Origin of the sequence: Flaviaesturariibacter aridisoli (assembly GCF_004343705.1) — a bacterium.
Classification (GTDB): domain Bacteria; phylum Bacteroidota; class Bacteroidia; order Chitinophagales; family Chitinophagaceae; genus Flavisolibacter; species Flavisolibacter aridisoli.
This window is the reverse complement of record NZ_SKFH01000007.1, coordinates 101,707-122,373: the sequence shown is the minus strand read 5'-3', so window position 1 is coordinate 122,373 and position 20,667 is coordinate 101,707. Positions and strand designations below refer to the sequence as shown.

The 20,667-nt window shown below is 59.8% G+C and carries 17 protein-coding genes; 9 read left to right on the top strand and 8 right to left on the bottom strand.

Features of this window, described 5'->3' with window-relative positions:
- Positions 1-17: 17 nt before the first annotated feature.
- The 6 genes from E0486_RS06645 to E0486_RS06620 all read right to left on the bottom strand — a co-directional run bounded on the left by E0486_RS06645 (position 18) and on the right by E0486_RS06620 (position 8,741).
- A complete protein-coding gene (locus E0486_RS06645; RefSeq protein WP_131851365.1) occupies positions 18-1,073 on the bottom strand; it encodes a response regulator in 1,056 nt (351 codons plus the stop codon).
- A gap of 56 nt (positions 1,074-1,129) precedes the next feature.
- Positions 1,130-1,876: a sensor histidine kinase gene (locus E0486_RS06640; RefSeq protein WP_131851364.1), complete on the bottom strand. Its 747-nt coding sequence runs from the start codon at positions 1,874-1,876 to the stop codon at positions 1,130-1,132.
- A 104-nt stretch (positions 1,877-1,980) separates the two neighbouring features.
- A complete protein-coding gene (gene ppsA / locus E0486_RS06635) occupies positions 1,981-4,416 on the bottom strand; it encodes a phosphoenolpyruvate synthase (protein WP_131851363.1) in 2,436 nt (811 codons plus the stop codon).
- Between the two features lie 20 nt (positions 4,417-4,436).
- Positions 4,437-5,276 carry a universal stress protein gene (locus E0486_RS06630; protein WP_131851362.1) on the bottom strand — a complete coding sequence of 280 codons (840 nt, stop codon included), beginning with the start codon at positions 5,274-5,276 and terminating at the stop codon, positions 4,437-4,439.
- Positions 5,277-5,281: 5 nt separating this feature from the next.
- Complete coding sequence (locus E0486_RS06625; RefSeq protein WP_131851361.1) at positions 5,282-6,106, bottom strand: universal stress protein; 825 nt, start codon at positions 6,104-6,106, stop codon at positions 5,282-5,284.
- Positions 6,107-6,176: 70 nt separating this feature from the next.
- Positions 6,177-8,741 carry a cation-translocating P-type ATPase gene (locus E0486_RS06620; protein ID WP_131851360.1) on the bottom strand — a complete coding sequence of 855 codons (2,565 nt, stop codon included), beginning with the start codon at positions 8,739-8,741 and terminating at the stop codon, positions 6,177-6,179.
- A gap of 170 nt (positions 8,742-8,911) precedes the next feature.
- On the opposite strand from E0486_RS06620, the gene E0486_RS06615 reads away from it, so the two are divergent.
- From E0486_RS06615 to E0486_RS06580, 8 genes are all read left to right on the top strand, one after another.
- On the top strand, positions 8,912-9,295 hold the full coding sequence (locus E0486_RS06615; protein WP_131851359.1) for a hypothetical protein: 384 nt from the start codon (positions 8,912-8,914) through the stop codon (positions 9,293-9,295).
- Positions 9,296-9,445: 150 nt separating this feature from the next.
- On the top strand, positions 9,446-10,156 hold the full coding sequence (locus E0486_RS06610; protein ID WP_131851358.1) for a VIT1/CCC1 transporter family protein: 711 nt from the start codon (positions 9,446-9,448) through the stop codon (positions 10,154-10,156).
- Positions 10,157-10,259: 103 nt separating this feature from the next.
- On the top strand, positions 10,260-10,907 hold the full coding sequence (locus tag E0486_RS06605) for a Crp/Fnr family transcriptional regulator (RefSeq protein WP_131851357.1): 648 nt from the start codon (positions 10,260-10,262) through the stop codon (positions 10,905-10,907).
- 57 nt (positions 10,908-10,964) lie between these two features.
- On the top strand, positions 10,965-11,762 hold the full coding sequence (locus tag E0486_RS06600) for a sulfite exporter TauE/SafE family protein (RefSeq protein WP_131851356.1): 798 nt from the start codon (positions 10,965-10,967) through the stop codon (positions 11,760-11,762).
- A gap of 95 nt (positions 11,763-11,857) precedes the next feature.
- Complete coding sequence (locus E0486_RS06595; protein ID WP_131851355.1) at positions 11,858-12,136, top strand: rhodanese-like domain-containing protein; 279 nt, start codon at positions 11,858-11,860, stop codon at positions 12,134-12,136.
- Positions 12,137-12,142: 6 nt separating this feature from the next.
- A complete protein-coding gene (locus E0486_RS06590; protein WP_131851354.1) occupies positions 12,143-13,498 on the top strand; it encodes an MBL fold metallo-hydrolase in 1,356 nt (451 codons plus the stop codon).
- Positions 13,499-13,533: 35 nt separating this feature from the next.
- The gene (locus E0486_RS06585) at positions 13,534-14,097 is read left to right on the top strand and encodes a YeeE/YedE family protein (protein WP_131851353.1); all 564 of its coding nucleotides are present in this window, start codon (positions 13,534-13,536) and stop codon (positions 14,095-14,097) included.
- A gap of 18 nt (positions 14,098-14,115) precedes the next feature.
- Positions 14,116-14,637, top strand: a complete 522-nt coding sequence (locus E0486_RS06580; RefSeq protein WP_131851352.1) for a DUF6691 family protein — start codon at positions 14,116-14,118, stop codon at positions 14,635-14,637.
- A gap of 118 nt (positions 14,638-14,755) precedes the next feature.
- On the opposite strand, the gene trxA is transcribed toward E0486_RS06580, so the two are convergent.
- The gene (gene trxA / locus E0486_RS06575; RefSeq protein WP_131851351.1) at positions 14,756-15,115 is read right to left on the bottom strand and encodes a thioredoxin; all 360 of its coding nucleotides are present in this window, start codon (positions 15,113-15,115) and stop codon (positions 14,756-14,758) included.
- A 240-nt stretch (positions 15,116-15,355) separates the two neighbouring features.
- Between trxA and E0486_RS06570 the strand changes: the two genes are divergently transcribed.
- Positions 15,356-18,541, top strand: coding sequence for a PAS domain-containing protein (locus tag E0486_RS06570; protein WP_165917219.1), 3,186 nt, complete (start codon positions 15,356-15,358; stop codon positions 18,539-18,541).
- A gap of 161 nt (positions 18,542-18,702) precedes the next feature.
- Here E0486_RS06570 and E0486_RS06565 read toward each other — a convergent pair whose 3' ends face one another.
- The gene (locus E0486_RS06565; RefSeq protein WP_131851349.1) at positions 18,703-20,556 is read right to left on the bottom strand and encodes an alpha-amylase family glycosyl hydrolase; all 1,854 of its coding nucleotides are present in this window, start codon (positions 20,554-20,556) and stop codon (positions 18,703-18,705) included.
- Positions 20,557-20,667: the final 111 nt, after the last annotated feature.

Here is a 20,667-nt window from a genome sequence, read left to right as displayed (position 1 = left end):
GCGTCGCGCCACCCTGCTCAGTTGACCAGCCGCTCGAGCTTGTCGTAGTCGAGTATGCTGATGCTTCCGTCGTGAATGTCGATGAGGCCTTCGGTCTTGAAGTCCGTAAGCGTCCGGATCAGCGATTCGGTGGCGGTGCCGGCAATGGCGGCGAGGTTTTCACGGGTCAGGTGGATCGGCTGCCGTTCGCCTCCCACGCGGAAGCGCTCCTGTGCGCTCAGGAGTGCATCGGCCACTTTGCGGCGCAGGGAGTTATATGCGATCTTCAATAGCTGTTCTTCCTTCTCGCGCACGTCTTTCGAAAGCAGGCTGATGAAGCGGCGCGTTACCTGCGGGTTGGCATTCATCAATTCCTCGAACTCGCTCCGCGGGATGGCGGCGATCTCGCAGTCTTCCAGCGCCGTGGCATTTTCGCGGTATACGGTGTTCTCCAACAGTGAAATGTACCCGAAGAAGTCGCCTTCGTTGGCGATCTTCAGGATCAGCTCTTTACCTTCTTCATTGGTCTTGTACACCTTCACTTTTCCTTTTTGCACGTAATAGAGCCGCACGGGATGGTTGCCCTCGGTGAAGATGCGCTGCTTTTTCTTGTAGCGGTCCAGGTGGCGGTCGCGCACAAAGCCCTGGAGCACCTCGTCGCCGGCCGATACCGAGATGAGCTCGTCAACGCCGTCGAGGCCCGCGGTCCGGCTGTGGCGCAGCAATTCCGATTTGCGCAGGCGGCTTTCCACGGTCTTCAGCAGGTCGGTAGCATCAAAGGGCTTCGTGATATAGTCGTCGGCGCCCAGCGACATGCCCTGCCGGATCTCGGCCTGGTCCGACTTGGCACTGAGAAAGACAAAGGGGATCTGCTGCAGCTCGGGACGACGTTGCAACAGGTGCAGCACGCCGTAGCCGTCGATGCCCGGCATGAGTATGTCGCACAGGATAAGATCAGGCTTCTCCGCGATCGCCGCTTCGATGCCCGACCGTCCGTCACCGGCCGTCACCACGCGGTAACGCGAGAGCTCCAGCAGCTCCGCGATGTTTTCGCGGATGTGCGGGTTGTCGTCGATGAGCAGGATCTTTTTCATTGTATGGTTCTCCTCCTTTCCGGGTGGGCTTGCTGTAGAAATACGGTCGATCTTTTTTAGGCGCGCAGGCGGTGCGGCAGTTGCACAACGAAATCGCTGCCCCTGTTTTCGACGCTGCGAAACGATACCCGGCCCTCCAGCAGCTCCACGTAGCGCTTTACGATACTGAGACCCAGCCCCGTGCCCGGGATATGCACTGCGTTTTCGGCGCGGAAGTACCTGCCGAACAGCAACTTCCGGCTTCCGGTCGGTATGCCGATGCCTTCGTCGGCCACGGAAACGCGGCAGCCACGGGAACTTACATGGGCGCGCAGCCACACCTGTCCGCCTTCGCGCGAGTACTTCAGTGCGTTGGAAAGCAGGTTGCGCAGGATGAGGCGCAGCAGCTGCGGGTCCTGGCAGATACCCGGCGCGCCGTTGCAGGAAAGACAGATCTGCTGCCCGTTCCTGCTTGCGATACCGCCGGATTCGGCTACGAGTTCGCGCAGGAAGTTTTCCAGGTTAAACAATTCCGGCCGCACCTCCACGCAGCCCTGTTCGAGGCGGTCGAGCGAGAGGAGGTCGTCGATGAAGCCGTTGAGTTCCAGGACGACATTGCGGATGCGCGCGAGGTGCTTTTCCCGCGTCGCCTGCTGATCGGGCTGTGCGCAGATTTCAATCAGGTCCACGCTGGAAAGTATGGTGGTCAGTGGCGTCCGGAATTCGTGCGCGGCAATGGAGAGAAGTTCGGACAGGTAGTTGTTCCGTTGCGTTCCCTGTGGAGGCAATTGGTAGAGCGGATCCGGCAAGGATTGCGGCGACATGGTGTTCGGTTGATTAGGTTAGCAGGAGCTTCGGACGCGAACCGGATGACCTGTTGCGTGCGAGCGCCGCTCTTTTCGCCGCAAATGCCGCGCCCCAAATGGGACTAGGGTTCGGGTTGCTCTTTCTTGCGCCTGCCGCCGGGCATTCGGGAAGGGTCGCCGGGCCCATCGTGTTCCCCACGCATCGCTTCGGCGTGCGCAACGTAGCCGATGCCGTTGAGCAGGCTGTCGGGGTTAAAGGAGATGCTGTCGATGCCCTGCTCGACCAGGAAGCGTACGAAATCGGCGTCGTCGCTGGGCGCCTGCCCGCACAGCCCTACGGTCTTGCCGGCCTTGTGGCCGGCGGCGATCATCTGGCTGATCAGCAGGCGGGTAGCTTCATTCTGTTCGCTGAACTGGCCGGCCACCAGGGCGGAGCCGCGGTCGATGCCCAGGGTGAGTTGGGTGAGGTCATTCGAGCCGATGGAGAAGCCATCGAAGTGGCGCGCAAACTCGCCGGCCAGCAGCACGTTGGCGGGGATCTCGGCCATCATATACAGCTGAAGACTTTCGTCCACGCAGCGGTCGAGGCCATTGCCTGCCAGCACCGACACCACTTTCGCGGCTTCCTCCACGGTCCGGCAAAACGGCACCATCACCTTGACGTTGGTCAAACCCATCCGCGTGCGCACGCGCCGGATGGCGGCGCATTCAAGGGCAAAGCCTTCTTCGTACAGCGGGTGATAGTACCGCGCGGCGCCGCGAAAGCCCAGCATCGGGTTTTCTTCCTGCGGTTCAAAGGCCGATCCGCCGATGAGTCCGGCATACTCGTTCGTTTTGAGGTCACTGGTGCGTACAATCACTTCCTTCGGGTAGAATGCTGCGGCCATCACTGCAATTCCCTGTGCGAGCTGGTCCACGAAGTATTCCTTCTTGTCGGTATAACCCTTTGTGCGTTCATCGATGAGCCGGCGCAGTTCGGTATCGGAGAGCTCCTCGTAGCGCACCAGGGCCATCGGGTGGATGCGGATAAAATGCCCGATGAGGAATTCGAGGCGCATGAGTCCCACACCGTCGTTGGGGTAAAACGAAAGCCGGAAGGCGCTGTCGGGATCGCCGGCGATGAGCTTGACGCGCGTTTTCGCGGTGAGGCGCGTACCCGAAAAATCGTGTTCCAGCAAAACATACGGAATGACGCCGCGGTATACATTGCCGGTGCTGCCTTCGCAGCAAGACACCGTGATCCACTCGCCGTCGGTAATGCGTTCAGTGGCGTCGCCGCAGCCCACCACGGCAGGAATGCCGAGCTCGCGGGCCATGATGGAGGCGTGACTTGTGCGTCCGCCCTTGTTGGTCACGATGGCCGCCGCCAGTTCGAGCACCGGTTCCCAGTCGGGATGTACGAGGTCGGTCACGATGATCTCGCCGGGTTGCAGCTCCGGTTCGCGCTGCGACTGCAGGATGCGGGCTTTGCCCGACACCACTTTCATGCCGATGGCTTGCCCCGAGATCAGCGACAGGCCTTTCCGCTCCAGGTGGTAGTCGGTAAAGACGTGCGGGTTCTGCGCCGACTGCACTGTTTCAGGCCGTGCCTGGAGCAGGTACAAAATGTCGTCGCTGCCGTCGATGGCCCACTCGATGTCCATCGGCCTGCCCACGCGCGCTTCGATGTCCACGCAGCAGCGGGCGAGTTCTTCGGCCCTTTCGTCGGAAAGCACGTAGCGCGCGCGGTCCGCTTCGGGCGTTGGGGTGTTGCGGGCTGTGCCTGCGCTGTCGAAGAAAAGCTTGTGTTCCTTGGCGCCCAGTGCTTTCTGGAGCAGCGCGTCGTAACCCCGCGCCAGGTTGGGTTTGAACACCCGGTATTCGTCGGGAGTGGCGGAGCCGTGGGTCATATTCTCGCCAAGGCCCCAGATGGCACTGATGTGCACGACATTTCGGAAGCCTGTTTCCGGATCAAGGGTGACGGCTACGCCGGAGCCGCCGAGGTCGGCCCGGACCATCCGCTGCACGCCAATAGCCAGCGACATTTTTTCCTGCAGGAATCCTTTTTCCTGGCGGTACTTGATCGCGCGGTTGTTAAACACAGAAGCGAAGCAGGCCTTCAGGGACTGGAGCAGGGCGGCTTCGCCGCGGACGTTGCGGAAGGAGTCGTGTAGCCCCGCGAAGTTGGCCGCCGGATCGTCGTCGGAAAGGGCGCTGCTCCGCACTACCACGGGCCCGTCGCCGTCGGCAAGAGCGCGGTAGGCTAGTATTGCTTCGTGGGCGAGCGTCTCCGGCAGCTTTGCCTGCAACAGCAGCGTGCGGGCAATTTCGCCGGTGCGGGCGAGGTTGCCGAACGACAGGCGGTCGAGGTTGTCGAGGATCTGCAGCAGTTTCGGCTCGAGGTTATTGACGCGCAGGAACTCGAGGAAGGCGTCGCCCGTAATGGCGAAGCCGTCGGGCACCTGCATGCCGGGCGTAGTGACCGTTTGAAACAGCTCGCCCAGGAAAGCATTCTTGCTGCCGACGGAAGGCGCATCCGCCAATCCCAATTCTGAATAATACCTGATGAATGTGGCCATGGTTTTTCATTTGGAAGTGGCTAATAGTGGGCAATGAACAGTGGCGCCTGCAGGTGCTGCATCAGCACATCGGCCGTACTGGGACGGAACAACCGCGACAAGGCATCGCGACGGTAGGCGCCGAGCACGATGATGCCGGGGCCGGGCTGTCGCTTGCCGTGTGCTACGAGTTCCTCGTCGGCCGGGCCTTTCAGCACGGTGTAGCGTGCCTGCGGGAAATGTCTTTTTACAAACTCCTTGATCAGCCGACCGTCGGGGAGGTGCCCGTCGTCGTCGGAGCCTTTCACGGTGACCACTTCGGTGTCGAGTTCCTTCAAGTGGGGCAGCAGGTAGCTGAAGGCACGCAGGGCCTGCACGGAGGCGGGTGCGCCATCGTACAAAAGCGTCACCCGGTCGATAGGTGCGAAGTGCGGGGGCAGTGGCATGACGGGGCACTGGGCTTCCTGCAGCAGGTGGCGCACGAAGGGCGTCGGGGCCGCGGTGGCGGCCGTGCCGGGTGTAACGTCGTTGGCGGTCAGCAGCAGGTCGGCATAAATGGATTCGTGCAGCAGCTCGCGCAGCGGGGCGTGCCGGTCGCGGTGCACCGAGCAGGTGACGCCGGCGGCGCCGCAGGCAGCGCGGAAGCGATCGACGCCCTCCTGTCGCTTCTGGTGGTCGATGCGATTCAGTTCCTGCACGTGGCGATCGAAACTTTTACCCGAATAATCGGTCATCTCCGTCACGCCGTAGCTATGTATGTTGGGGTCTTCGAGAAACACCCCCACAAGGTGCGCCCCCGCGTCCCGGGCCAGGTTGATGCTGTAGTCCAGGGTGCTTTCGGGGAATTGCAGGCTGTCGAAAGCGGCGATGAATTTTTTCATTTCGGTTAGAGGTGCGTGATGAACAGGGGCAGGTCGATCGCACGGCTGATACGGTCGGCGGTGCTTTCCTGGAACAGCATCGACAGGAGGGAGCGCCCATAGGCGCCAAGCACCACCAGCTTGCCGCGCTTCCGGAACAGGTAATCAAAGAGTTCTTCTTCCGTATCGCCCGAAAGCGGCTGGAACAGCACTTCATCGTAATGGCAGCGCGCCCACTTCAGGAGGCGGCCGTGCTTTTCGTCGTAGACAGCGTCGGTAGCGCGCGTCACTTCAAGGATCGTGAGCCGCTCTTTCGCCAGCTCCGGAAACAGGTAGCTGCAGGTCTTCAGCGCATAGACGGCGGACGGACTTCCGTCGTAGCAGCAAATGGTTTCATTGAACGCATCGAATTGCAGCGGCGCAAGCAGCACGGGGCAGGCCGCCGTGCGCAGCAGGTCGCGCGTGAACGACGAGGGTGTTTCTTCCTCGTCGCCGGTGAAGCCCGTGTCCGGACTCAATATGAGCAGGTCGGCGAAGTAGCTCTCGCGCACCGCGTAAGGAAGCGGGCCGGCATCGATCAGTACGGATTCCGATTGCACACCTTCTCGCTGGCAGGTGTCGGTGAATACCCGGATGGCCTGTTCGGGATCCATGGTCACCACTCCCGACCCCTGTGCCGGCTTCGCCCCCGCGAGGAAGATGTCGTTAGCCGAATAATACCCTTCGCTCGGCATGGTTTCCACGAATATGCCGCAGAGCCGTGCGTGGTTCATGCCGGCAACGGTGCAGGCAAACTGGATGCAGGATGCGGAGGGCCGGTTGGCATTGAGCAGGATCAGGATCTGTTCCATAATGGTCCAAATCTATCCGCTCCGCCGGGGTCCAATACTGACGGCGGGCAAAGGAAAACAGTGATTGTGGTTACCGTTTGTGCCGGGCGGTTCTGCGCAGGCGTCTCATCCATTTTTCGAGCTCCACGGCGTGAAAAAGCAGGGCGGCCACGGCCACGCTCGCCGACAGCTCGATCAGCGTCAGCGGTTGGGTGTGCAGCAATTTGTTAGCCACCGGCAGGTACACGGCGCACAGCTGCAACCCTACGGTGAGCGCCAGGGTGGCGGTTAGGGGGTGGTTGGAGAAAAAGCCCTTGCGAAAGATGAATTCTTCCTCGCTGCGGATGGCCCACACGTGCCCGAGCTGGGCAAAGGAAAGGGTCGTGAACACCAGCGTTTGCCAGTGGGGGAGCGCGTGCTGCAAGGCGATGGCCTGCGTACCGAGCGCGAGGGCGGCCATGAGGAGGCCCACCCACAGGATGTGCAAGCCGCTGCCGTGTGCAAAAAGGCTTTCGCCGGGCGGCCGTGGCGGCCGGGTCATCACGTTGCGCTCCGCGCTCTCCGCCGACAGGGCGAGCCCGGGAAGCCCGTCGGTGATGAGGTTGATCCAGAGCAGGTGTACGGGAAGCAAAGGTATGGGCAGACCCAGCAGCGGCGCGAGGAAGATGGTCCAGATCTCGGCGGTGTTGCAGGTCATGATGTATTTGACGAAGCGGCGGATGTTGTCGTACACGCGTCGTCCTTCGCGGATCGCCCCCACGATGGTGCTGAAGTTGTCGTCGAGCAGGATCATGTGCGCCGCTTCCTTGCTCACGTCGGTGCCGGTGATGCCCATGGCGATGCCGATATTCGCCTTTCGCAGCGAAGGGGCATCATTGACGCCATCGCCGGTCATGGCCACGTATTGGTTGCGCCGCTGGAGCGCTTCCACGATCTGTAGCTTCTGGGCCGGCGAAACGCGGGCGTAGACGGCTACGAGCGGCGCCTCCGCTTCAAAGCGGGCGGCATCCCAGTGCTCCATTTCGCGGCCCGACACCACGCGGCTTAGCCCGTCGAGCAGTCCGATCTGCCGGGCGATGGCGGCGGCGGTCTCCGGGTGGTCGCCGGTGATCATCACGGGGCGGATGCCGGCTTCGCGGCAGGCGCGGATGGAGCGGTCGATGCCGGGGCGCGGCGGGTCGTGGAGCGCTACGAGGCCGGCGGGCTGAAGTCCGCTTTCCCAATCTTCGGGGTTGGCGGGCAGGCAGTCGATGAATTTGTAGGCATAAGCCAGCACGCGCTTTCCGTCGGCCCCCCAGGCGGCAGCACGCTCCGCCCAGCCACCGGCGCCTTCAGCGGCCAGGCGCTCCGCCACCGATTCGACGGCGCCCTTTACCAGCACCAGGTAGTGTTCGCCGCTGCGGTGTACCGTCGTCATCAGCTTGCGCTCGGAGTCGAACGGCCGCTCCTGCAGCACCGGGTGGCTTTCCGCCAGTTGCCGCACGGCGTCGCTACCGGCGTTTTCCAGCACATACCGAACCAGGGCCGTCTCGGTGGGATCGCCGCTAAGCTCTTCCTGGCCGAATTGTACGGAATGATTCAGGGCCATGGCGGCGTGCAGCAGCGGAAGGCCGTCAAGTTGCGTGGCGCCGGCGGGCTCGGTGACCGTTACGGTCATCCGGTTAAGCGTGAGTGTCCCGGTCTTGTCGGTGCAGATATAGGTGACGGATCCCAGCGTTTCTACGGCCGTCAGTTTGCGAATAAGCGCCTGATGCCGGGCGAGCACCGAGGCGCCGCGCGACAGGGCGATGGTGATGAGCGCCGGCAACGCTTCAGGGATGGCCGCCACGGCCAGCGAAATGGCCAGCAGCAGCATGCCCGCGGCGCTCTCGCCGCGCAGCAGCCCGGCGACGAACAGGATGGCGCAGATGGCCAGCACGCCGTAACTCAGTTTTTTGCCGAAGTCGCGCATCCGCACCTGCAGCGGCGTGTCGGCTTCGGGGGCCTGCAGCAGCCGCGCGATCTGGCCGATCTCGGTATTCATACCGGTAGCGATCACGAGACCGCGGCCGCGGCCGCTGGTGACCTGCGTGCCCCGGTAGGCCATGTTGTGGCGGTCACCGAGGCTGTGGGTATCTTCTTCCGGCACGCGCACGGTTTTCTGCACCGGCACCGATTCGCCGGTCAGCGCGGCTTCCATTACCGCCAGGGACTGCACTTCCAGCAGGCGAAGGTCGGCAGGCACTACGTTGCCCGCGTCGAGCAGCACGACGTCGCCGGTCACCAGGTTGGCTACGGGGATGGTTTCCGCCAGCCCTTCGCGCCACACGGTGCACAGGGGATCGCCGAGGTGCTTGAGGGCTTCCATGGCTTTTTCGGCGCGGTATTGCTGCGCGAAGCCCAGCAGGGCGTTGAGCACGACAATGGAGAGGATGATCAGCGTGTCGGCACGGTCGCCGGCGATGCCGGCAATGATGGCCGCAGCTACCAGCACCAGCGTCATAAAGTCGTAGAACTGGCTCAGGAACAGCTTCCAGGCGCTGCGCTTTTTAGCGGTCAGCAGCACGTTGGGGCCACCCGACAGCAGCCGCGCAGCTGCTTCCGCGCGCGTCAACCCGCGGGTCGCAGACCCGGTTTCTTCCAATGCTTTTTCTGTGCGGAGCAGGTGCCAGTTCATGGGAGCCGATGTGGCGCTAAGTTACCGGAGTACCGCGCCCCTCCCGCGGCCGTACCAGCACGGCCGGGCTGATGCTTCTCTTCGTGTGCCCTGACAACGGTCATCCCTGTTCGAGCGGTTGCCGTACTAGCTTTACCGGGTGCGACTTTCATCAAATAAAAGGAACTGCCATGCTCCGTTACCTGATGCTTTGGTTTCCGATGTTGCTGATCGCGATCTTCAACGGCGCCCTCCGCGACCTGGGCTATAAACGGGCCTTCGGTGAGCTGCGTGCGCAGCAGTTGTCCACGCTGACGCTCCTCCTGTTCTTCACCCTGTATATCGGTTTCGTGCTCAACCGGTTCCCGCCGGCATCCGGAGTGCAAGCCGCCTGGGTCGGCGTGCTCTGGTTGGTACTAACGCTCGCCTTCGAGTTTGGCTTCGGCCGCTACCAGGGCCGCAGCTGGCCGCAATTGCTGGCCGATTACCACCTGCTCCGTGGACGGCTGTGGCTGCTCGTTCCGCTGTGGGTGGCGCTGGCGCCGTACCTGTTTTACAAGCTGGCGAAAGGATGAGGCATCGATCGGAAATGTACCCGAATGGAAAGAGCGTTCTTTTCAACACGTGGGCTGCCAGGCCCTGGCCGTCCCGCAACGGGAACGTTCCTAACTTCATAACCGGAAACAGATTAAACCCGGGTCGCCCGGCTTCAGCGACAAGGTATCATGAGTGAAAAACTGACGATCGATAACTATCTGGACAGCCATTACATACACCGGAGTAATTGGCTGCGGGCAGCGGTCCTGGGTGCCAATGACGGCATCATTTCCATCTCCAGCCTTGCAATCGGCGTGGCTACGGCGAGTGATTCCAGGAGCCCGATCCTGCTCGCAACAGTCGCCGGCCTGGTGGCAGGAGCCCTGTCCATGGCGGCTGGTGAATATGTGTCGGTGAGTTCGCAAACCGATATCGAAAAGTCGGACATCGAACGGGAAGCACAGGAACTCCGGGAGAGTCCCGAAGCGGAGCTCCGGATCCTGGCCGAAATCTACCAGAAACGGGGATTGAAAAAAGAAACGGCCCTGCAGGTTGCGAAAGAGCTGACCGAGCACGACGTGCTAGCCGCGCACGTGCGGGATGAGCTCGGGGTCAACGAGATCAGCCAGGCAAACCCGATTCAGGCGGCCTTCGCATCGGGCGCCGCTTTTACGGCGGGCGGGGTGTTGCCGCTCCTGGTTACTTTGTTTGCACCCGTGGCCTACATGGAGTACTTTCTGTATGGGTTCACGATCGTAGCCTTGATCATACTGGGTACGGTATCGGCGAAAACCGGCGGAAGCAGTGTGCCCAAAGCCATTCTCCGCATCGTTGTGTGGGGCACCATCGCAATGCTCCTGTCTGCGCTGGTCGGTTACCTTTTCGGGGTGAAGGTGTAACCGTTTCCCATGTCTCCGGGATGGAACTTTGTTGAATTTATTTACACCGGGCTCGCGAGGCTGCTCCCATGACGCCGACTATACCTCTGCCTACCTTTGCCGCATGACTGAAAACGAGTTGGGCCAATATTTCCCCTCCCTGGAACCGGAACTGCTTGCCGAAATGATCCGGGCCGGCGATATCCGCGAGCTGCCGGAAGGAGCGGTGCTCATGCGCACGGGCCAGAATATCCGGACGACGCTGCTGGTGCTGGAAGGACTCGTGAAAGTGTACCGCGAAGACGAAGATGGGGCCGAATTCTTCATGTATTACCTCGACTCCGGAGAAGCCTGCGCCGTTTCGCTCGTGTGCGAGCTGGGCAAGGAGCAAAGCGGTCTTATGGTAAAGGCGGTCACGAACGCAACCGTGCTGGCCATTCCGCTGCAGCAGGTAGACGCCTGGATGGGCCGGTACAAAAGCTGGGCGCAGTTTTCGGTTTCATCCTACCGCGAACGCTTCGACGAATTGCTGCAGACCATTGACCAGGTCGCTTTTCACAACATGGACGAGCGCCTCGTTTTTTACCTGCGTCGCTACCAGGAGAAATTCGGGATCAACGAAGTGCCGGTGTCGTTCACCGAGATCGCGCAGGATCTCAACTCTTCCCGCGAGGTAGTTTCCCGCCTCATGAAAAAGCTTTCCGACAGGGGTGCCGTGCGCCTCCTCAAATCGGGTGTCGAGATCGTGGATCTTGGAGACGTACTCCCGTGACCGGGGTCACGTTTTGCAGCTTGTCCGCACGCCACCTTCGTTTTTCAAACAGAAAGCATGGCATTATTGGGCTATTTCGCATCCCTGCTGATCGGGGTTTCGCTCGGGCTGATCGGTGGTGGCGGGTCGATCCTGACCGTACCGGTACTGGTGTACCTCTTTGGCCTCAACCCATTGTTGGCAACTTCGTATTCACTTTTCCTGGTAGGTGCTACCAGCTTTGTCGGCGCCCTCGACAACTTCCGGAAAGGATGGGTACACCTGAAGGCGGTCGCTCTTTTTGGTTCCTCCTCGCTGATTACCGTGTTCGCTACCCGGCGCTTCCTCGTGCCGTCCATTCCCGGAAAGCTGGCGCAGATCGGGAAGCTCACGCTTACGTCTTCGCTGCTCACTATGCTGCTGTTCGCCCTGCTGATGCTCCTGGCTTCGGTAAGCATGATCCGGGGCCGGAAAAACGCTGCCGGTGAATCGGAATGCAGCGATTGCTTTACCGTCCGGAAGTTGCTCGGATACGGCGTTGGCATCGGCCTGGTCACCGGGCTGCTGGGTGCGGGCGGCGGCTTTCTGCTGATCCCGGCGCTCGTTCTGCTTCTCAGGCTTCCCATGAAGATGGCCGTCGGCACTTCGTTACTTATCATCGCCCTGAATGCACTCATCGGCTTTGCAGGAGACCTGGGCCACGTGGCGATCGATTGGGGCTTCCTGCTGCGGATCACTACAATTGCGGTGGCCGGGATTTTCCTGGGCGGTGCCCTCGGTAAAAAGATCGCGGGCGAGCGGCTCAAAAGGGGCTTTGGCTGGTTCGTGCTGCTGATGGGCGCTTATATCCTGGTCCGTGAAATCCTGCTTCCCTAAAAAGTCTGCTGCCTGTGACCCAGGTCACGGTTACGGCGAAAGGATCTCTTGAATTTTACAGGGACAACACAACAACAATCTTTAATTCAAACGTTATGAATCTTAATCTTGAAGATGCCGTTATCGTGGACGTACGAACACCCGATGAATACCGGCAACAACACATCCCCAATGCCGTAAACATTCCGCTGGACCAGCTCGCAGTCCGTTTTGCCGATATCCGAAGCTGGGGAAAGCCGGTCGTATTTTATTGCAGGGTCGGCAATCGTAGCGGCATGGCGGTATCGATGTTGAAGCAACAAGGGTTCGCTGACGTCTACAACGGCGGCGGACTTGAGGAAATGAAACGCGCCCTGAGCAACACACGCAAATAAAACGACATGCAAATCAAACAATGGGAAGACAAAAGCCTCGCGCATTTCAGCTACGCGGTGCTCAGCGATTGTGAAAAAAAGATCGTCCTCATCGACCCGGCGCGGGATGCAACTCCGTACCTGGAATATGCGGCAGCAGAAGGCGCGTGGATCGTAGGCGTCATCGAAACACACCCGCATGCGGATTTTGTAAGCAGCCACCTGGAGCTGCACCAGGAAACCGGCGCGATCCTGTACGTGAGCGCACTTGCCGGGGTTCAATACCCGCACGAGCCGCTGTATGACGGCAGCGAATTACACGTCGGTAAAGTGCGGCTCCGGGCGCTACATACGCCCGGCCACTCGCCCGACAGCGTCTCCATTGTTCTGGAGCGCGACGGCAAGCCCCAGGCTGTGTTCACCGGCGATACGCTCTTTATCGGCGACTGCGGCCGCCCCGACCTCCGGGAAGGCGCGGGCGCCCTCCAGGCAACGCGGGAAGACCTGGCGCGGCAGCTCTATCACTCGCTGCGCGACAAGTTGCTGCCGCTGCCCGACGACGTGCTGCTGTACCCCGCGCACGGCGCCGGCACCCTTTGCGGAAAAGCGCTCAGTAATGCGTCCGTGAGCAGCATGGGCGCCGAGCGGCAAACAAACTGGTCGCTGCAGGACCTCGGGGAAGAAGAGTTCGTCAAAGAGCTGCTGGCCGACCAGCCTTTTGTTCCGAAGTACTTTCCCTTCGACGTGGAATTGAACCGTAAAGGTGCGCCCGCGCTGGCGGCCGCTATCCGCAACGTTCCCATCGGCACGCCGGTGAGCGCAGCGAATGCGGCGCGGCTGCAACCGGGCACCTGGGTCGTCGACGGACGGAAAGAAATCGTATTCAAGGCGGGCCACCTGCCGCATTCGGTAAACCTGATGGAAGGCAATAAGTTCGAGACCTGGCTGGGGTCCATCATTGTGCCGGGCGAGCCGTTTTACCTCGCGGCGGCTGACGACGCGCAATTGCAACGCCTGCTTCGCCGCGCGGCCGCTATCGGGTACGAAGCGCAGATCGCGGAAGCATTTGTGCTGGAGGGCGGTCCGGAGCGGGAAGAACCCTTTGACCTGGATGCTTTCCGCTACGCGCCGGACGCTTATACTGTCGTGGACGTGCGGAACCCGTCTGAAACAAAGGCGGCGCGACCTTTTGGCCACAGTATCGCCATTCCCCTGGCCGATCTTCGCGAGCGGGCCCACGACATACCTTTCGGAAAGCCCATCGTGGTGCATTGCGCCGGTGGCTACCGAAGCGCCGCCGCGGCTTCACTGCTGTCGTCCGTGGTCGACGGCCGGGCGAAAGTGTTCGACCTGGGTGAGGAGATCCGCAATTTTCCGTTGTAACTTGTATTTCCCTTCATTTTGTAAAACCAGTGACTATGCCTGAATGGATCCGTCATCCCTGGCCCTGGTACGTGGCCGGGCCGCTCATCGGCCTGATCGTACCCACGCTGCTGCTGATCGGCAACAAGCACTTCGGCATCTCGGCCAACCTGCGCCACGCCTGCGCGGCCTGCTTCCCGGCGCGCATCCCGTTCTTTCAATACGAATGGAAAAAAGAGATCTGGAACTTCTTTTTCGTAGGGGGCATTTTCGTGGGCGCCTTCCTCGCCGTTTGGCTGCTGGCCAACCCCGATCCCGTTGCCGTGCACCCGGCGCTCACAAAGGAGCTTGCCGGGTACGGCATTACCGACCATAGCAAACTGTTACCGCCGGAGATCTTCAGCTTCAGCAGCCTTTTTACGTTGCGCGGGCTGGTCCTGCTCGTTGGCGGCGGCTTTCTGGTCGGCTTTGGCACGCGCTACGCTGGTGGCTGCACCTCGGGGCACTCGATCATGGGCCTGAGCAACCTGCAGCTGCCCTCGCTCATTGCCACGATCTCGTTCATGGCAGGCGGCTTTATCATGGCCAACTGGATCCTGCCCTTTATCCTTTCCCTGTAAACCAAAGCTATTCAACCCATGGAAAAAATCTCCAGCCCCAAGCCCGTTCCGCACGCGGTCGATACCGACTTCGAAGTGCGCAGCCTTGATACGATGTGCATCAACGAATCGCAGCAAGTGCACCCCTGGTGGTATAATTTCAAATACCTGCTGGTAGGGCTCCTGTTTGGCATTGTGTTCGTCAAAGCCGAGATTATATCGTGGTTCCGCATCCAGGAAATGTTCCGCCTGCAAAGCTTTCACATGTACGGCGTCATCGGCTCGGCGGTGGTTGTCGGCATCGCTTCCGTGTGGCTCATCAAGCGGTTTCGCGTAAAGACCATTTACGGCGAGCCCATCGAGTTTCACCCCAAGAAATTCAACAAGGGACAAGTGTGGGGCGGCCTCCTTTTCGGGCTGGGCTGGGCCATGACGGGCGCTTGTCCCGGGCCGCTCTTCGCACAGATCGCGTCGGGCTTTACCGTGGTGGTTGTGGTGCTGCTGAGCGCCATTGCCGGCACCTGGGTGTATGGCTACTTCCGCGAGCGCCTGCCGCATTGACCCCTGGTTCGAGGCGCCCGCGTTTCGCGTCATTTGTACGTCGCAAGCCTGCGGCAGGTAGGTATTAAAAAAAAGCACTTCCGGGGAAGCGCAATTCTGTTGGTTGCTGTTATCACGATTACTTCTGCAGGAGTTGTTCTTCGATCACTTCCTGGAAGACTTTTTTCGGAAGCGCACCGGGCTGCAGCATCGGCGTGCCTTCAACGGGAATAAACAGGAAGGTCGGAATGCTCTGGATGCCGAAGACGGCGGACAACTCCTGCTCCTTTTCGGTGTCCACCTTGTAAATGACGAGCTGGTCGGCATACTGCCTCGCGAGTTCTTCCAGTACAGGCGCCACCTGTTTGCAGGGGCCGCACCAGTCGGCATAGAAGTCGATGATCACGGGCACATCGCCCTTGAATTCCCATTCCTGCCCCGTGTCGTAGTTAAAGATCTTTTCCTTGAAGTCTTCCGTGGTTAATGGTAAGGTTGTCATATGATGCGCGGGTTTGTGTGAAGGTAGCGACCGGGCGGCGATGCAGCCGCGACGCCGGTCACGCACGGGGCAATCGGCCCGTCCCGGGCTTCAGGCGTCCCGTTCTAACCGCTTTCTAATAGTTGCGGCTATGCAGATATACGTTCCCTATCAGCCGGCAAACCTTTGCACCTCGCGGTCCAAATGAGCAGGTGAAGTGGGTTTCCATGCGGATTCTGCCTACCTTCAATGCCTACCCTTATGACCGATTACCCCTTAAGCACCGTTGTTGGTGGGGATGTTTCCTACAACTCTTTATTTGAAGCGATGGCTGGCTGCAGCCTTTTGCTGAAAAATGATGCGCCGCACTTCACCATTGTTGCGGCAACGCCGGCGTATGCCGAACAATCGGGTTACTCCCGTGAATACCTGCTAGGGAAGGGGCTTTTCGAGGCGTTCCCGGCACGTGCTGAACCGTCCGGTACGGGCGAAAACAGGGTGTTGGCCTCGCTGCTGGCGGTCATCGACACACACGAGCCGCAATTCCTGCCGCTTGAGCGTTATAACCTCCGGGATCCAAACGGGCGTTTCAGCGAAAAATTCTGGGAATCCGGCAACAAACCCGTTTTGGGCCCCGATGGCGAAGTGGCCTACATCCTCCATACCGCGGTAGACATTACCGAACAGGTGATGGCCGGCAAACGCAAACAACGGATGCAGGGTATCGAGCAGGCCCACGATATTTTTTTACAGGCGCCCGTTGTGATCGGCATTCTTCGTGGCCGGGACCATATCATTGAACTGGTAAACGAAGAGGCTTTACAATTCTGGAACAAGTCGGGTACGATCATTGGTAAACCCTTACTGGAAGCCATTCCAGAGCTGAAAGGCCAGGCAGTGTATGAGGAGATCGAGCGGGTTTTTCAAACCGGTAAGCGGTACCAGGCAACCGCCGTGCCCATCGCGTCGGTGAAAGACGGGGAAGAGGTGATGCGGTATTTCGATCTTTACTACAAGCCCTATTTTGATGCCGGCAGCCCCGTGGTCAGCGGTGTTTTTACGATCTCCAATGAAGTAACGGAAAAAGTGCTGGCGCAACGAAAAGCGGAGGACAGTGAAGACCGCTTCCGCGTGCTTGCCGACCAGGCGCCCATGATGGTGTTCATGGCGGATACAAGTGCCGCGGTGACGTTTTGCAACAGCTACTGGCTTCAGTATACCGGCCAAAGCCTGGAGCAGGCCCTGGGCCGCGCCTGGGAAAACGTAGTGCACCCGGACGATTTCGGGCCGCTGCTCGATACGTACCGCCAGGCAACCCTGGCGCAGCAATCCTATTCGGCGGAAGCGCGCATGCGGCGCTTCGATGGCGCCTACCGCTACTTCCTGTTTACGGGTGGGCCCCGCTACAGCAGCGACAGAACCCTGCTGGGAAATATCGGTACCGGTATAGACATTCACGACCGCAAGCAAGCCGCGGAAGCGCTGCGAAAGAGCGAGCAGAACCTCCGGAATACGATCCTGCAATCGCCCGCGGCAATGGCCATCCTGCGCGGCACCGGCCACGTTATCGAGATCGCCAACGACCACATGTATGAACTGTGGGGGAGAGGCAAAGAAGAGCTCATTGGGAGGTCCATCTTCGAAGGACTTCCCGAGGTGCGCAACCAGGGCTACGAAGAACTGCTCAACGGGGTGCTTGCAACCGGGGAGCGCTTTACAGCCTTCGGCATACCCGTAAAGCTGCCCCGGAACAATACCATTGAAACTGTCTATATCAATTTACTTTACGAGGCATACCGGGAAGGCGATGGTACCATTTCGGGCATCATTGCGGTAGCCACGGAAGTAACGGAACAAATAGCCACCCAGAAAAAGCTCGAAGAAAACGAGGCGGTTCTGCAACGACGCGTTGCGGAACGCACGGCGGACCTGGGAAAGCAAAAAGAATTCATCGCTAATATCCTCGAAGCTTCCCTCGACGGCATCTATGCGCTGAAGGCCGTCCGCGACGGTGAAGGTGCGGTCATAGACTTCGAGTATCTGTTCGCCAACAGCAACACCGCGCAACTGGTTCAAAAAAGCGCAGAGGAGATCATTGGTGCGTCTATGCTCACCCTGATCCCGGAAAACAGGACCAACGGCTTTTTCGATCTGTTTTGTACCTTGCTCCGGACCGGCGAGCCCACGCAGGGCGAAACCCATTTTGTTGCCCAAAGCATCAACAGCTGGTACCGGTACGTGATCGTGCCGCTGGACGCGGACACGGTGGTGGTTTCTACGGAAGATATTACGGAGAAAAAGCAGGCAGCCCTCCAGATCGAAGAGCAACGCAACCTTCTGGACAGCATTTTGAAGAACTCGTCCAACGGCATTTCCGTGAGCCGCGTGTGCCGCGATGAAACGGGTGAGGTAATCGATGCCCGCACCATTATGGCCAACGATGCAGCGATCAAGTTCATTGGCCTCCCGAAAGAAATTTACCTGTCCAAAACGGCCACCGAGATTGAGCCGCATATCATCGGCTCGCCCTATTTCCAGCAATGTGTGCGGACGCTCGACACGGGTGAACCGTTCCTGACGCATTATCTGATGGAGTCCACCGGAAAGTGGCTGGAGCTGACGGTTTCCCGGCTCGATCACGACCACCTGATCCATGTTTTCTCCGACGTTACACCGATCAAGCAGGCGCAGCTGAAGCTGGAGCGTTCCCTGGAAGACCTCAAGCGAACCAACAAGGACCTGGAACAGTTTGCCTACGCGGCTTCGCATGACCTGAAGGAGCCGGTGCGCAAGATTCATTTCTTTTTACAACGGTTGAAAGACAGTTTGGGCGACCAGATCCGGGAGAGTGAACAGAAATATTTCGACCGTATGGAATCGGCTTCCATCCGGATGAAGACCCTCATCGACGACCTGTTGTGCTACTCGCAGGTTGGGCAAAGGGCCGCGGCGGAGGAGACGGTTGATATGAATGAGCTGATGCGCCAGGTGCTGACGGACCTGGACCTCGAAATAGAACAGAAAGGAGCCACGATCCATATTCCGGAGTTATTCACGATCAGGGGGCACCATCGCCAGCTGCAACAGGCCTTCCAAAACCTGTTCAGCAATGCGCTGAAGTATACCGGGCCGGGCACAGCCCCGGTCGTTACCCTGGCCTGGAGCCGGATCAAGGGGCACGAGGCCGGCTTACCGCTGACCGAAGAGGAAGCCGGCCGTGATTTTTACCTGGTCGCCGTCAAAGACAACGGCATCGGGTTCAATCAATCCGATGCGGAGCGGATCTTTAACGTATTTACACGCCTCCATGGGTCTGCCGATTACATAGGCACGGGCGTCGGACTGTCGATCGTTCGCAGGGTCGTTGAAAATCACAACGGATTCATCTGGGCATCGTCGCAGCCCGGTGACGGAGCGACGTTCTACGTCCTGCTGCCAATGGAATAGGTTACGGATAAATCATTAAGTAAAGAAGCAAGGAGGCCATCCGAAAGGAGGGCCTCCTTGCTTCTTTGTGACCAGGACCAGCCGGAGTTCGAAAATTTAGCTCGCCGGGATCAACCGTGTGACCAACGATTGAAGGCTCAGCAAAGTATTTCCACGGACATTTACTGCAGCTCGAGCACCAGCATGCGCATCGGCGGTACCGTGACAGAACCAATGGTAGGATACTTGCTTCCGGACAGCACATCCACAGCTTGCTTGAATCCACTGGTCCGCTCGGGGAACCGGGAAAAAGGTACCTCTTTTGCCGAGCTGCCCGTGTTGAGGATGCACATCACCGTTTGCTTTTCATCGTAGCGGAAATACGTGTAGACGTCACCCGCCGGAACGTATTGCATCAGCTTCCCGGATTTCAGTGCCGATGCTTTTTTCCGGTAGGTGCCGAGCCGCTTCACAAGGTTCTGCACTTCCTGCTGCCGGGCATCCAGGCCTGCGCCGGTGAAAGCATTTGCCGCGTCTCCGGGCCAGCCACCCGGCATGTCGGCGCGCACAAGGCCGTCGGGGCTGGCAAATCCCTTCATGCCAAGCTCCGACCCGTAGTATGCCTGGGGGATGCCGCGGCAGGTGAGGAGCCACATATAGCCGATCTTCAGCTTTTCCCAGTCTTCCCCCACCACCGAGAGAAAGCGCGACTCGTCATGGTTGTCCAGCAGCAGTACGTTGCGGGTTGCGTCGCGGTTGAGGAAGTCGTTGGCCAGAGTGTTGTACAGCCGGTTGACGCCTTCCATCCAGCCGGTAGGCTCGGTCAGGGCCGGTTTGATCCCATAGTACAACAACTGGAAATCGACCGAGCCGGGCAGGTTGCTTTTAAAGCGCGTATTGAAAATATTCCGGTTGAAATAGGCCTGGTTGGCCGTGCCGAATACGCGCGTTTCGCCGAACAGGTGTATGCGTGGATATTCAGCCAGGATCGCGGCATTGCAGCGGTTGGCAAAGTCGAGGTCGCTGTAGGTATAGGTATCGATACGCACGCCGTCAACACCGAACTCCTCGATCTGCCAGATCATGCTTTGAATGAGGTAGGCCGCCATATGCGGGTTGTGGTGGTTGATGTCGGGCATGCCGTCGTCGAACCAGCCTTCGCTCATGCGCCTGGTATCCGATGGCGCCGCATACGGGTCAAAAAGCGTCTGCTCCCGGTAGGTCGTTTGTGTGTAACGCGGCCAGCGGTGCATCCAGCTGCTGTCGGGCGGATCGAGCTCCAGGTGGTGCTGCAGCCCGGTGTGATTGTATACCGCATCCATCACCAGCTTCATGCCCCGGCGGTGCAATGCGTCCGACAATTCGCGGTAGGCCTGTGCGCCGCCGAGACGCGGATCCACCTTGAAATGGTTGGTGATCGCATAGCCGTGCTCACTGCGCGCGGGCCGGTCGTTTTCCAGCACCGGCAATAGCCAAAGCGCCGTGACACCGAGACTTTCGAGGTAGTCGAGGTGTTGCGTGATGCCCTGCAAATCGCCGCCGTGGCGGTGATACATCGAATCGCGGTTCAGCGTCTGCTCGCGCATGCCGGGTATACGATCGTTCGAAGGGTCTCCGTTAGCGAAGCGATCGGCGATGGCGAGATAAATAAAGTCGGCCTGGGTAAGTCCCTGTGCGAATTGCTTGCCGCGGCCTGCGCGCCGCTCCTTTAATTGCCAGGGGATGGATACGGAGGCCCGGTTCCTGCCTTTCAGCACGATCGGCACCGTTCCGGGCCGGGCGCCCGGGGCGATCACGATATCGATGGCGAGGTAGGAGGGATTGGTGAAACGATAGGTCCTGGACACGCGGATACCCGGGTAGGCGATGACCGGGCTAAGCTGGGAAAGGTCGTGTCCTTTGTCGTGCAGCAGCAATTGGATCCGGTTCATGTTCATGCCGCTCCACCAGTGCGCAGGATAGACGTCCGGGCTTTGCGCGGACAGGCGCCCCGCCCAGGCAAAAAGCAGCAGCAGGCAACAGGTTCTTTTGTTCATACAACAATGTTTCGGGTCAAAATAGCAAAGCGGATAACGCGTGCCGGTGAACCGGTGCAAACAGCGGGTTTAGAGCTGCAAACGGCAGGCGCCATAGGGGCTGCGGGCAAC